12 protein-coding genes are annotated in these 12,727 nt (G+C 67.6%); 6 read left to right on the top strand and 6 right to left on the bottom strand.

Annotated features, from left to right (window positions below):
• Nucleotides 1-26: 26 nt before the first annotated feature.
• Genes ACZY08_RS16775 through ACZY08_RS16760 form a run of 4 tightly spaced genes read right to left on the bottom strand, consistent with a single transcriptional unit; the run spans nt 27 to nt 3,222 of the window.
• The gene (locus tag ACZY08_RS16775) at nt 27-923 is read right to left on the bottom strand and encodes an amino acid ABC transporter permease (RefSeq protein WP_463745547.1); all 897 of its coding nucleotides are present in this window, start codon (nt 921-923) and stop codon (nt 27-29) included.
• Between the two features lie 31 nt (nt 924-954).
• Nucleotides 955-1,635 (bottom strand): amino acid ABC transporter permease, encoded by a 681-nt coding sequence (locus ACZY08_RS16770; protein WP_463745548.1) that lies wholly within the window; start codon nt 1,633-1,635, stop codon nt 955-957.
• A gap of 21 nt (nt 1,636-1,656) precedes the next feature.
• A complete protein-coding gene (locus ACZY08_RS16765) occupies nt 1,657-2,469 on the bottom strand; it encodes a glutamate ABC transporter substrate-binding protein (protein WP_463745549.1) in 813 nt (270 codons plus the stop codon).
• A 24-nt stretch (nt 2,470-2,493) separates the two neighbouring features.
• On the bottom strand, nt 2,494-3,222 hold the full coding sequence (locus ACZY08_RS16760) for an amino acid ABC transporter ATP-binding protein (protein ID WP_463745969.1): 729 nt from the start codon (nt 3,220-3,222) through the stop codon (nt 2,494-2,496).
• Between the two features lie 158 nt (nt 3,223-3,380).
• Here ACZY08_RS16760 and miaB point away from each other — a divergent pair, with 158 nt between their 5' ends.
• Entirely contained in the window at nt 3,381-4,937 is a 1,557-nt protein-coding gene (gene miaB / locus ACZY08_RS16755; protein ID WP_463745970.1) for a tRNA (N6-isopentenyl adenosine(37)-C2)-methylthiotransferase MiaB, read from the top strand.
• On the top strand, nt 4,925-5,578 hold the full coding sequence (locus ACZY08_RS16750; protein ID WP_463745550.1) for an Rv2732c family membrane protein: 654 nt from the start codon (nt 4,925-4,927) through the stop codon (nt 5,576-5,578). The genes miaB and ACZY08_RS16750 overlap by 13 nt, the downstream gene beginning before the upstream one ends.
• 6 nt (nt 5,579-5,584) lie before the next feature.
• Here ACZY08_RS16750 and ACZY08_RS16745 read toward each other — a convergent pair whose 3' ends face one another.
• Nucleotides 5,585-6,940 carry a DUF349 domain-containing protein gene (locus ACZY08_RS16745; RefSeq protein ID WP_463745551.1) on the bottom strand — a complete coding sequence of 452 codons (1,356 nt, stop codon included), beginning with the start codon at nt 6,938-6,940 and terminating at the stop codon, nt 5,585-5,587.
• Between the two features lie 228 nt (nt 6,941-7,168).
• On the opposite strand from ACZY08_RS16745, the gene ACZY08_RS16740 reads away from it, so the two are divergent.
• The 4 genes from ACZY08_RS16740 to hflX are packed head-to-tail and all read left to right on the top strand — an operon-like array spanning nt 7,169 to nt 11,122.
• Nucleotides 7,169-7,855, top strand: coding sequence for a class III extradiol ring-cleavage dioxygenase family protein (locus tag ACZY08_RS16740; RefSeq protein WP_463745552.1), 687 nt, complete (start codon nt 7,169-7,171; stop codon nt 7,853-7,855).
• Entirely contained in the window at nt 7,843-8,781 is a 939-nt protein-coding gene (gene miaA, locus ACZY08_RS16735; protein WP_463745553.1) for a tRNA (adenosine(37)-N6)-dimethylallyltransferase MiaA, read from the top strand. The genes ACZY08_RS16740 and miaA overlap by 13 nt, the downstream gene beginning before the upstream one ends.
• A gap of 19 nt (nt 8,782-8,800) precedes the next feature.
• A complete protein-coding gene (dapF, locus tag ACZY08_RS16730) occupies nt 8,801-9,667 on the top strand; it encodes a diaminopimelate epimerase (protein ID WP_463745971.1) in 867 nt (288 codons plus the stop codon).
• Nucleotides 9,668-9,712: 45 nt separating this feature from the next.
• A complete protein-coding gene (gene hflX, locus ACZY08_RS16725; protein WP_463745554.1) occupies nt 9,713-11,122 on the top strand; it encodes a GTPase HflX in 1,410 nt (469 codons plus the stop codon).
• Between the two features lie 9 nt (nt 11,123-11,131).
• Here hflX and ACZY08_RS16720 read toward each other — a convergent pair whose 3' ends face one another.
• The gene (locus tag ACZY08_RS16720) at nt 11,132-12,640 is read right to left on the bottom strand and encodes a PE-PPE domain-containing protein (protein ID WP_463745555.1); all 1,509 of its coding nucleotides are present in this window, start codon (nt 12,638-12,640) and stop codon (nt 11,132-11,134) included.
• Nucleotides 12,641-12,727: the final 87 nt, after the last annotated feature.

The following is a 12,727-nucleotide window of genomic DNA, read 5'->3' as shown; positions in this document are numbered from 1 at the left end:
TCCGATCAAGGCGAGGTCTGAGCCCGTCAATCGCGTTGTGTGTGCAGCACCTGCGCGCCCGGTGCACCTTCCTGTTCGACGGCCTCGGCCTCCATCGGGGCGGGGCCGCGAGCAGATTGGCGCAGGCGCCGTTCCAGCCAGGTCGCGAACCAGGACAGCGTGAAGTTCACCGTGATCATCAAGATGGCGATAACGATCAGCGCCGGGAGGTAGTTGCCGTATGCCGACCCGATGACCGTGCCTTGGCGCACCATCTCGACAAAGGTGATCTGATAGCCGATCGCGGTGTCCTTGAGTACCACCACCAGTTGGGATACCAGGACCGGCAGCATGGCGGTGACCGCCTGCGGTAGCAGGATCAACCGCATTGTCTGTCCCCAGGACATGCCGAGCGACGCGGCGGCCTCATGCTGACCGCGGGGCAGGGTATTGATGCCGGCCCGTACGATCTCGGCGATCACGGCACCGTTGTAGAGCGTCAGCCCCGTGATGACACCGGCGAGCGCCAGCTGCTTCGACGGAAACACGTCGTAAACGGCGAACAGGAAATACGCGAAGATCATCATGATCAGCACGGGAACCGCGCGGAAGAACTCCACGATCACCGCGCACGCCCAACGGATCGGCGCAATCGGGGTCAGTCGGCCTACCCCGAGCAGCACACCCAGGATCAACGCCAACACGATGGAGACCGCCGCGGCGGTCAGCGTGCCCTGCACGCCGGGCAGGACGTACGTCTGCCACAGGTCGGCCGTCAGGAACGGCTCCCACTTCTGACTGGTGAGCTGGCCCTTGGCCGACATCCGCCAGATCACGAAACCCAGCAGCACAGCAGCGACGGCCACAGTCAGCAGGGTGAGAAGACGATTGCGGATTCGGGCCCGTGGGCCGGGTGCGTCGAAGAGAACCGATGCGCTGCTCACTGTGTCTGTCCGTTCTTCGCGCAAGCGCTCATCACCTGGCCACCGCCAGTCTCTTACCCAACCATCCGAAGACCAGCCCCAGTGGCAGGGTCAGGATCACGAACCCGGTCGCGAAGATCACGCCGATCGTCAACAGGGCGGCGGTGTTCTCGATCATCTCCTTCATCAAGAGTGCGGCCTCGGCCACCCCGATCGCAGAGGCGATGGTGGTGTTCTTCGCCAATGCGATGAGCACCGATCCCAGCGGGATGATCACCGACCGAAAAGCCTGTGGCAACAGGATGATCCTCAGATTCTGGCCGAAACTCAGGCCCAGTGAGCGGGCCGCCTCGGCCTGGCCCAGCGGAACCGTGTTGACCCCGGACCGCACCGTCTCACACACGAAAGACGCGGTGTAGACGGTCAACCCGAGCACGGCCAGACGAAAGTTGCTGTCTGCGATCGAAGTCGGTGAATGAGGGTCGACCAGGGTGATGCCCAGCGTCTGGCCCACCCCGAACGAGCAGAACAGGATGATCAGCGTCAACGGTGTGTTGCGCACGATATTCACGTAGGTGGTGCCCAGCCAGTTCATCACCGGCGTCGGTGCCAGCCGCATCGCGGCCAGCACCGTGCCCAGGATCAGCGCACCGATCGCGGAGTACACCGTCAGCTGGATCGTGGTCCAGAACGCCGCGAATATCTGGTCGCGGTGTGCGTCGAAAATCTCCACGGTCGGTGTGCTGTCTCCGGCTCAGTTTCGGTCGACGGCGGGTGGCGCCGGGGTCTGGATACCGGCCGGTGCGAGATTGCGCTCGAACGCTTCCTTCCAGGCGCCGCTGGACTCCATCTTCTCGAGCGCGTCGTTGATCTTCTTGCGCAGCTCGGTGTCGCCCTTCTTCAGGCCGATGCCGTAACGCTCCTCGGAGAACGTGTCACCGACGATCTTGAAGGTGCCCGGGCTCTGCGCGGCGAAGCCGGCCAGGATCACCTCGTCGGTGGTCACCGCGTCGATGATGCCGTTCTTGAGCGCATCGACGCACGCCGAGTAGGTGTCGAACTGCTGCAGCTGCACCTTCGGGTACTTGTCCTTGATGTTCTGCGCCGGGGTGGATCCCGATACCGAGCACAGCTTCTTGTTGTTCTCCAGCGATGCTGCCCCGGTGATGTCGGTGTTGTCGGCGCGGACCAGGAGGCTCTGCCCGGTCAGCAGGTACGGGCCGGCGAAGTCGACCTTCTCCTTGCGGGCATCGGTGATCGAGTAGGTACCGACGATGTATTCGACCTGACCGTTCTGGATCAGCGTCTCGCGCTGCGGCGAGGGGGCTTCCTTCCACTCGATCTTGTCCTCGGGGTAGCCGAGTTCGTTCGCCACATACTTGGCCACGTCGACGTCGAACCCGGACATGGTGCCGTCAGGCTTCTTCTGGCCGAGGCCGGGCTGGTCGTACTTGCTGCCGATGATGATCTTGCTGGAGTCGCCACCGCCGCCGCATGCGGTCGCGGTGAAGGGGAGTGCGATCGCGAGCGCGAGGGTACCGACCAACTTGAACGGCACGGAGGGCATTTGCGGGTTCCTTTCGGCGGAGCGTCAGTGGTGAAGGATCTTGCCGAGAAAATCTTTTGCGCGGTCCGATTTCGGGTTGTCGAAGAACTCGGCTGGTGGTGAGTCCTCGACGATGGCGCCGTCGGCCATGAACACCACGCGGTCAGACGCCCGGCGGGCGAAGCCCATCTCGTGGGTGACCACCACCATCGTCATTCCCTCGCCGGCCAGCGACGTCATGACGGCCAGAACCTCGTTGATCATCTCGGGATCGAGTGCGCTGGTGGGCTCGTCGAACAGCATGACTTTCGGGTTCATCGCCAGTGAGCGCGCGATGGCGACGCGTTGCTGCTGACCGCCCGACAGTTGAGCCGGGTACTTGTCGGCCTGGTTGGCCACCCCGACGCGATCCAGCAGGGCCATCGCGCTCTCGCGGGCCTGCGCCTTGGACTTCCTGCGCACCTTCAACGGTGCGAGCATGACGTTCTCCAGAATTGTCTTGTGCGCGAACAGGTTGAAGGACTGGAACACCATGCCGACATCCGAACGCAGTTGGGCCAACTTTCGGCCCTCGGCCGGCAGCGCCTGACCGTCGATCGCGATCTGCCCGGAGTCGATGGTCTCCAGCCGGTTGATGGTGCGGCACAACGTGGACTTGCCAGAACCTGACGGGCCGAGCACCACCACCACCTGGCCGCGGGCCACATCGAGGTTGATGTCGTTGAGAACATGCAGGGGTCCGAAGTGTTTGTTGACTCCCGACAGTGAGATCATCGGCACATCTGGTGCTGCTGCGTCGTCGACCTGCGGCTGCTCGCCGGGGCTACCCATGGCAGGTGACCTTACCCAGGGAACGCCCTGCCTGCCCGGATCTCGTGAATCCGCCGCGTTAACGTTTCCGGGGGCTCCGTACCATTGAGGCCGTGACGACGATGGTGAACCGGGACGCATCGGCTGACCCGGCCCTCGGCTGCGCACGCACCTATCAGGTCCGCACCTACGGCTGCCAGATGAATGTGCATGACTCCGAGCGGCTGTCGGGCCTACTCGAGGACGCCGGATACCGGCGGGCCCCCGACGGAGCCGACGCCGACATCGTGGTGTTCAACACCTGTGCGGTGCGCGAGAACGCCGACAACAAGCTCTACGGCAATCTCAGTCACCTGGCTCCGCGTAAACAGGCCGATCCGAATATGCAGATCGCCGTCGGCGGGTGCCTGGCCCAGAAAGACCGCGATGCGGTCCTGCGCCGCGCCCCGTGGGTCGACGTGGTCTTCGGCACCCACAACATCGGGTCACTGCCCACGCTGCTGGAGCGGGCCCGCCACAACCGCGCCGCCCAGGTCGAGATCGTCGAAGCGCTCCAGGAGTTTCCGTCCACTCTGCCCGCGACGCGGGAGTCCGCCTATGCGGCATGGGTGTCGATCTCAGTGGGCTGCAACAACACCTGCACGTTCTGCATCGTGCCGTCGCTGCGCGGCAAGGAGGTCGACCGCCGCCCCGGGGACATCCTGGCCGAGGTACAGACCCTCGCCTCCCAGGGCGTGCTCGAGGTCACCCTGCTGGGCCAGAACGTCAACGCCTACGGCGTGTCTTTTGCCGCGGACGAGCGCTTGCGCGAGGACCCGATGAACTGGTCCGAAGTGTCCCGCGACCGCAGTGCATTCGCCAAGCTGCTGCGCGCCTGCGGCCAGGTCGAAGGGTTGGAGCGGGTGCGGTTCACCTCACCGCACCCGGCCGAGTTCACCGACGACGTGATCGAGGCGATGGCGCAGACCCCCAACGTCTGCCCGACACTGCACATGCCGCTGCAGTCCGGGTCGGACCGCATCCTCAAGGCAATGCGCCGCTCGTACCGGGCCGAGCGCTACCTGGGCATCATCGACAAGGTCCGCGCCGCGATCCCGCACGCCGCGATCACCACCGACCTCATCGTCGGCTTCCCGGGCGAGACCGAGGAAGACTTCCAGGCCACGCTCGACGTCGTGGAGCGGTCGCGGTTCGCCACCGCGTTCACGTTCCAGTACTCCATCCGGCCCGGTACCCCGGCCGGCGAGATGCCCGATCAGTTGCCGAAAGCGGTTGTCACCGAACGCTATCAACGGCTGATCGAGCTACAGGAGCGAATTTCCCTGGAGGAGAACCAAGCTCAGATCGGCCGGGCGGTGGAACTGTTGGTCGCCACGGGCGAGGGCCGCAAGGACGCCAGCACCGCCCGCATGTCGGGCCGGGCACGTGACGGCAGGCTGGTGCATTTCAGCCCCGGCGCCGACGCGGAGCGGATCCGGCCCGGCGACATCGTCACCACGACCGTGACCGGCGCCGCGCCGCACCATCTGATCGCCGACGCCCCGTTGGCCACCCATCGGCGCACCCGCGCCGGTGACGCCCACGAGGCGGGGCAGCGCCCGCGTACCGGCGTCGGTCTCGGGTTGCCGCGGATCGGTGCGCCGGAATCCCTGCCGTCATCAGGAGGATGTGGCTGTTGAACAACGAAAGCGACTTCGACCGGTTCAAGGACGACCTGGCTGCCGTCGAACGCAAGGTCACCCGCGAGTTCGACTCGGGTCCGCGGGCGATGGTCGTGGCCATCCTGGTGTTCGTGGTACTGCTGTCGTTCGTGCTGCCGCACACGGGCTCCACCAAGGGGTTCGACGTCCTGGTCGGTGACGCCACGGCGATCAACGACGGCATCTCACTGCCGTCGCGGGTGTTCACCTGGTTGGCGCTGGTGTTCTCGGTGGGGTTCTCGACCCTGGCGCTGATCACTCGCCGCTGGGCGCTGGCCTGGACCGCGCTGGCCGGTTCGGCCGTGGCAAGTGCGCTCGGGATGCTTGCGGTGTGGTCGCGTCAGACCGCTGCAGGCCATCCGGGCCCCGGAATCGGGCTGATCATCGGCTGGCTGGCCGTGATCGTGCTGACTTTCCATTGGGCCCGCGTGGTGTGGTCGCGTACCGCACTGCAGTTGGCGGCCGAGGCGGATCGGCGCCGCGAAGCCGCGCAGCATCAGCAGCGCAACGTGCTCGGCATCCCTATGCCCGGCGGCGACACCGGAACCGACGTCACCACCACCGACGTCACCAAGCCCGATACGGCCGGCGAGAAGCCGGACCAGCCGGATCAGACCTAGTTTCGCCTAGTTGCGCTCTCCGAGCGTGGCGGCCGCGGCATCTGCCCACTGACGCCACTGTTCGGCACTCGCCCTGGCGTCGGCTGCGTCCTTGGCGCGGCCGGCGGCCTCGGCCTTCTCGGCCTGCTTCTCGAACTGCTCGGCACGTGAGCGGAACTGGTCGGCACGAGCCTTGGCCTCGGGGTCGACACCGCCCGTCGGAGCGTCGCGGACCTTCTTTTCCACGGCACGCAGGCGTCGCTCCAGATCGGTGGCTCGCTCGCGGGGAACCTTGCCGATCGCGTCCCACTTGTCGCCGATCGTGCGCAAAGCCGCGCGGGCCGCATCCAGATCGGTCGTGTCGATCTTCTCCGCCTCGACCAGCAACGCCTCCTTGGCGGCGGCATTCGCCTTGAACTCGGCGTCACGTTCGGCGTGGGCGGCGTTTCGGGCCCCGAAGAACGTGTCCTGAGCGGCCTTGAACCGGTGCCACAACGCGTCGTCGACGTCCTTGGCGGCGCGCCCGGCGGCCTTCCACTGGGCCAGCAGGTCACGGAACGCGGCACCGGTGGCGCCCCAATCGGTCGAGCCGGACAGTTGCTCGGCCTGCTCGCACAGCGCCTCTTTGACCTGACGGGCGCCCACGCGGCCGCGGTCCAGTTCGGCGAAGTGCGACCCGCGACGGCGGTTGAAAGTCTCGCGAGCCGACGAGTAGCGCTTCCACAGCGCGTCGTCGAGCTTGCGGTCCAGCCCGGTGATGGTGCGCCACTCATCGAGGATCTCGCGCAGCCGGTCACCGGCGGCCTTCCACTGGGTGGCGTTGGCAGCCAGATCCTCGGCCTCGGCGGCGAGCGCTTCCTTGCGTGCGGTTTGGGCGGCGCGATGCTCGTCACGCTGGGCGCGCTCGGTCGCCGCAGCCGCGTCGGCGTGCTCCAGAATTGCGGCCAGGCGTGCGCTCAACGCATCAACGTCGCCCAGAACCGCTGCGGTGGGCAGACTTTCAGCCAGCGTGGCGGCCGCCGACTTGATCTTGCGGGCATCGCCGGTGCCGGAGGACAGCCGGTGTTCCAGCAGAGCGACCTCGGTGTGCAGATCATCGAAGCGCCGGCCGAAGTGCGCGTACGCCGATTCGGTGTCACCGGCCTGCCACGAGCCGATGACACGTTCGCCGGATCCGTTGACCAGCCACACCGTGCCGTCGGCATCCACTCGACCGAATTCGTGCGGATCGCCCGTCGGTGCCACCGCGACCACCGGCGCGACCCGGCTCGGGCGGGGAACGGGGCGGGGTGGTCCGGGCCTTGGGATAGATGAAGGCGTTGGCTTCGGCGCGGGCCCGGAGGTGGTCGGGGGGGTGGCTTCGCCTGGCTCACTGGTTGTCATATCCGCTCCTCGTACTCCGCACGGTTACCCGCGCATCTGCCGCGCGACGCGGCGCCTGATGCTGTCGCTTTGTCCGCTATTGAAGCAGGTCGTGCTGTGCCGTGCCCACGGCTTTCGGCGCAATGCCCTGACAAACTCGGATGCGCGGTGCCCGCGACGGGCCGTTCTTGAGCGTCCTACCGGCCCTCGGCGCGCAGCGCAGCCGTGGCCGCGCACTAGTTTGGTGAGGTGCTGAGCGCCATCGCGATCGTCCCCGCCACACCGGTTCTGGTGCCCCAACTGGTGGGCGCGGCCACGGTCGAGGTCGCCGGGTTACGTGAGGCCGTCATTGCCGCCGCGGGCTCGTTGCCGCCGAAGTGGCTGGCGATCGGCGCCGGCCCCCGCGACGCGGTGTACGGGCCGGACTGTGCCGGGACTTTCGCCGGCTACGGCGTCGACGTCCCGGTGGCACTCGGTCCCGGGCCCGTGGGGGAGCCGGTTGAGCTACCGCTGTGTGCGCTGGTCGCCGGCTGGATCCGCGGACAGGCCACACCCGGTGTCGGCATCGAAGTGCACGCCTACGCTGCCTCACACCCCGTCGGTGAGGCGCTGGCCCGCGGCCGGGTCCTGCGCGCCCGACTCGAAGAATCGCCGGATCCGGTCGGTGTCCTCGTGGTCGCCGACGGCCTGAACACGCTCACCCCGACGGCCCCCGGCGGCCATGATCCGGACTCGGTTCCGGTCCAACAGCAGCTCGACGACGCATTGGCCACCGGAGACCTGTCAGCGCTGGCCGAACAGCCCGGGACCGTCCTCGGCCGGGTCGCCTACCAGGTGCTGGCCGGGCTGACCGAACCCGAGCCGGGCTCGGCCCGTGAGCTCTACCGTGGAGCGCCGTACGGCGTCGGCTACTTCGTCGGCGAATGGCTCCCGTGACCAGGCCCATCGCGGTCATCGGGCCGACCGGCACGGGGAAGTCGGCACTGGCGCTGGCCCTGGCCGAGAATCTGGGCGGGGCACGAGGCGCCGAAATAGTGAACGCCGATGCGATGCAGTTGTACCGCGGGATGGACATCGGCACCGCGAAGCTGCCGGTCGCCGAGCGGCGCGGCATCCCGCACCACCAACTCGATGTCCTCGACGTCACCGAGACCGCCACGGTGGCCCGTTACCAACGGGATGCCGCGGCTGACGTGGAGGCCATCGCGGCTCGCGGCGCGGTTCCGGTGATCGTGGGCGGTTCCATGCTCTACATCCAGTCACTGCTGGACGAATGGACGTTCCCCGCCACCGACCCGCAGGTACGGGCCCGGTGGGAGGCCCGGTTGGCCGAGGTGGGGGTGGCCGCCCTGCATGTCGAGCTGACCCGGGTGGACCCAGCGGCGGGGGCGTCGATCCTGCCGACCGACGGTCGGCGAATCGTGCGGGCCCTGGAAGTCGTGGAGCTCACCGGTCAGCCCTTCGCGGCGTCGGCGCCGAGCATCGGCGCACCCCGATGGGACACCGTGATCATCGGGTTGGACTGGGACACAGCCATTCTCGATGAACGTCTGCAGCGACGCACGGACCTGATGTTCGACGCCGGACTGGTGGACGAAGTGCGCGGGCTCATCGACAGCGGACTGCGCGACGGGGTCACCGCGGCGCGGGCACTCGGATACGCGCAGGTGCTGGCTGACCTCGATGCCGGGGGCGATGGTTCGGATTTCCGTGAGGCCCGACGTGCCACGTTTATAGGCACCCGGCGCTATGTGCGCCGGCAACGGTCCTGGTTCCGGCGTGACCACCGGGTGGTGTGGCTGGACGGCGCAGCCGACGGGCTGGTGCACGACGCACTGCGAGTGTGGCGGCACGTATCCTGATCAGGTGATCTTCGACGGCGTGGGCTTTGTGAAAGGGCACGGCACCCAGAACGATTTCGTGGTGCTGCCCGACCTCGACGCTGCGGTGTCACTGACACCGGCCGCCGTGGCCGCACTGTGCGACCGGCGCCGTGGCCTGGGCGCAGACGGCGTGCTGCGGGTGACGACGGCCGGTGCCGCACATGCTGCCGGAGTATTCGAGAGGCTGCCTGACGGGGTTGCGGCCAACGACTGGTACATGGACTACCGCAATGCCGACGGGTCGATCGCGCAGATGTGCGGCAACGGGGTGCGGGTATTCGCGCACTACCTGAGGGCCTCGGGGTTGGAATCCGCCGACGAGTTCGTGGTCGGATCGCTGGCCGGGCCGCGTCCGGTGGTGCTGCACAGCGTCGGCGCCACCACTGCGGACGTCACGGTCGAGATGGGCAAGGCCAACCAATTCGGGGCGGGGACCGCGGTGGTCGGGGGCCGCAGTGTCAGCGGGCTGGCCGTCGACGTGGGCAATCCGCACCTGGCATGTGTCGGCCTGACCGAGGACGAGTTGGCCGACCTGGATGTGGGTGCGCCCGTGTCCTTCGACACGCACCTGTTCCCCGAGGGCGTCAACGTCGAGGTCCTCACGGTTCCGCTCGACGGCGCAGTGTCAATGCGCGTGCATGAGCGTGGCGTCGGCGAGACCCGCTCCTGCGGCACCGGCACCGTCGCGGCCACGCTGGCTGCCCTGGCCCACCAGGGTGTCGATACCGGGACGTTGCGGGTGCGCATCCCGGGCGGCGAGGTCACCGTGACCATCACCGACTCCACCAGCTATCTGCGCGGCCCCTCCGTACTGGTGGCACGCGGTGACCTGTCCGAGCAGTGGTGGAACGCTGCGCACGCCTAATTGGGGTGCGCGCGGCCCGATCCACGTGACACCCTGTAAGTACATATGACTCATCCACAACACCCCGTCACCCCCAGCACCGGTGAGCTTGCCCTCGAAGACCGCGCCTCGTTGCGCCGCGTCGCAGGGCTCTCCACCGAACTCGCCGACGTCACCGAGGTCGAATACCGCCAGCTGCGGCTGGAGCGGGTGGTCCTGGTCGGAGTGTGGACCGAGGGCAGTGCGGCCGACGCCGACGCCAGCCTGGCCGAGTTGGCGGCCCTCGCCGAGACCGCCGGCTCGGAAGTACTCGAGGGGCTCATCCAGCGCCGAGACAAACCCGACCCGTCCACCTACATCGGCTCGGGCAAGGCCATCGAACTGCGCGAGGTGGTGCTGGCGACCGGCGCGGACACCGTCATCTGCGATGGCGAACTCTCGCCTGCCCAGCTCAACTCGCTGGAGAAGGTCGTCAAGGTCAAGGTCATCGACCGCACCGCACTGATCCTGGACATCTTCGCCCAGCACGCCACCAGCCGGGAAGGCAAGGCGCAGGTGTCGCTGGCCCAGATGGAGTACATGCTGCCCCGGCTGCGCGGTTGGGGTGAATCGATGTCGCGCCAGGCCGGCGGTCGCGCCGGCGGCGCCGGTGGTGGTGTGGGCACCCGCGGACCCGGCGAAACCAAGATCGAGACCGACCGTCGCCGCATCCGTGAGCGGATGGCCAAGCTGCGCCGCGAGATTCGCGATATGAAGAAGATCCGCGACACCCAGCGCAGCCGACGGCTGGGCTCGGATTCCGCTTCGGTGGCCATCGTCGGCTACACCAACGCCGGCAAGTCCAGCCTGCTCAACGCATTGACCGGGGCCGGCGTGCTGGTCGAGAATGCCCTGTTCGCCACCCTCGAACCCACCACGCGGCGTGGCGAATTCGACGACGGGCGGCCGTTCGTGCTGACCGATACCGTCGGCTTCGTCCGGCACCTGCCCACCCAATTGGTCGAGGCGTTCCGGTCGACGCTCGAAGAAGTGGTCGACGCCGACCTGCTGGTGCACGTCGTGGACGGCTCCGACGAGCATCCGCTGGCGCAGGTCAACGCGGTCCGGCAGGTGGTCAATGAGGTGGTTGTCGAATACAACATCACCCCACCGCCGGAGTTGTTGGTAGTCAACAAGATCGACGCGGCCACCGATCTCGGGCTCGCCGCGCTGCGGCGTGCCCTGCCCGACGCGGTGTTCGTCTCCGCGCACACCGGTGACGGGCTGGACCGGTTGCGGGCCCGCATGGCGGAGATGATTCCGCCAACCGACGCCACGGTGGACGTGACCATTCCCTACGACCGTGGGGATCTGGTGGCGCGGGTGCACGCCGAGGGCCGGGTGGACGCCACCGAACACACCGCCGATGGCACCCGCATCAAGGCGCGGGTACCCATGGCGCTGGCCGCCGGCCTGAGCGAGTTCGCCACCTTCTGAGCACGAGCGTCAGGCGGCCGGTTTCTTCTTGGCGTTGGCGCGGGCGGGCTTGGCGTCGTCTTTTGCCGTGTCCTGACCCAGGGCCTTACGCACCGTGCTGCCGATGGACTTCGCCGCGTCGCGCGCCGGATGTCCCTTGATGCCAAGGGTTTTACGCAACGACGGACGGGCCGGCTCGGGAACTGTGGTCTGGTCGTCATCGGGTGTGCTCAGCGCGGTCTCCGGCTTGGCGACCGTGCTCACCCGGACCACCGGTTTGCGGTCGGACGTCGCGGCGATCTTCGTGGTGGCGAGAACGGCGTCGTCGGGGGTGCCCTGCACCGTGACGGTATCGCCGGACTGGGTCGGGTCGGTCCAGCCGGGCAGTGGGTCGAGTCCGGGGTCGAGCGCCGCCCGGACGCCCTCGGGGATGTCGTTGATGAGGTCGCCGGCCAACTTCACCGGGTTGACCCGGGGCAGCAGCTGGAACGGCGTCGGCGTGCTGTAGTCGGTTCTGGTGTAACCGGTTTCGATCAGGGTCTGCGCGATCGGGGAAACCAGGTCGACCAGCGGAACCACCAGGGCCGACGTGCCGGTCGCGGCACCCAGGTCGAGGAAGGGCTGCATGATCGGCAAGGTCTTCGCCGGCAGGGTGACGTAGTACGTGTCGCTGCCGTCGACTTTCTGGCAGTGGGTTTCGGTGGTGCAGCTCGCCTTGGCGTTCTCGATCGCGGCCTGCACCTGCTCCGGCGTGTAGCCGTACGGGGTTGCGGTGTCGGGGTCATCGCCCCTGGGATCCAGATAGGTGCCGTGCACGTATTGGAATCCGGCCAGCGCGTTTGCCAAGGCGAGCGGATTGAGCACCCAGGAGGGAGCATCGGCGACACCGTCGTACTGCAGCGCGATGTCGTAGGTCTCGATGCCCGTGTCCGTCGGGGTCGGTTGGCCGAACGTCGCATCGAGGATGGGGACGGTACCCAGGATCGCCAGCCGTTCGAAGAGCCCGCCGTCGGGGCGGTTCGGGTTACCGATCAGGACGAAGCTCAGGTTCTGTTTCTGCTCGTCGGTCAGGTCAGCGAGATTGCCTTTGACGATGCTGGCCACGGTGGCGCCCTGCGAATAGCCGAAGACCGCCACCGGGTGCGCCGCGCTGGGATTGTTGGCGCCTACGAGTTCGCTGGTCAGCCGGCTGACACCGCTGGCAACGGACACGTTCCACTTGGCGCCCTCCAACCCGCCCCAGCCCGCGAGCGGGATCGGCCAGAACTGAGCGATATAGGGGATTGCCACCGGGGCGGCACAGTCCTGGGCACCGCAACTGCCGCTCGGCTGTACGTAATACGCGACTGCGTTGGCCAGGTAGTTGTTGGAGTCCTGCGGATTCGGGGTTCCCGTGCCGGGCACGACCAGCGGGGTCACGGCCACGACCAGGCCGACCGCCGCAGTGCCGATGGGCGTCAGGCCGATGACCACCGAGCCGGATACCGCGACGGCGCCGACCAGCACTGACCTGGCAGCAGAACGGGGTGAGAATCGCATCGGCCGGGATCTCCTTCTGCTGACGACGCCGTCAGCGCTGAGGGGATCTTTGCACCGGCACGTATGCGCCATCGGGCAAACGGCGGA

It is taken from the genome of Mycobacterium sp. IDUB_9 (assembly GCF_055419505.1).
Note: the sequence above shows the minus strand (reverse complement) of the source record. Positions and strands in the feature narration are given on the sequence as shown.

Excerpts from the sequence above, each read along its gene's own strand:
- ACZY08_RS16720 (WP_463745555.1), bottom strand. The coding sequence starts at position 12,640 with ATGCGATTCTCACCCCGTTCTGCTGCCAGGTCAGTGCTGGTCGGCGCC.
- miaA (WP_463745553.1), top strand. The coding sequence starts at position 7,843 with ATGGCTCCCGTGACCAGGCCCATCGCGGTCATCGGGCCGACCGGCACG.
- ACZY08_RS16765 (WP_463745549.1), bottom strand. The coding sequence starts at position 2,469 with ATGCCCTCCGTGCCGTTCAAGTTGGTCGGTACCCTCGCGCTCGCGATC.
- miaB (WP_463745970.1), top strand. The coding sequence starts at position 3,381 with ATGGTGAACCGGGACGCATCGGCTGACCCGGCCCTCGGCTGCGCACGC.
- ACZY08_RS16750 (WP_463745550.1), top strand. The coding sequence starts at position 4,925 with ATGTGGCTGTTGAACAACGAAAGCGACTTCGACCGGTTCAAGGACGAC.
- hflX (WP_463745554.1), top strand. The coding sequence starts at position 9,713 with ATGACTCATCCACAACACCCCGTCACCCCCAGCACCGGTGAGCTTGCC.
- ACZY08_RS16745 (WP_463745551.1), bottom strand. The coding sequence starts at position 6,940 with ATGACAACCAGTGAGCCAGGCGAAGCCACCCCCCCGACCACCTCCGGG.
- ACZY08_RS16760 (WP_463745969.1), bottom strand. The coding sequence starts at position 3,222 with ATGATCTCACTGTCGGGAGTCAACAAACACTTCGGACCCCTGCATGTT.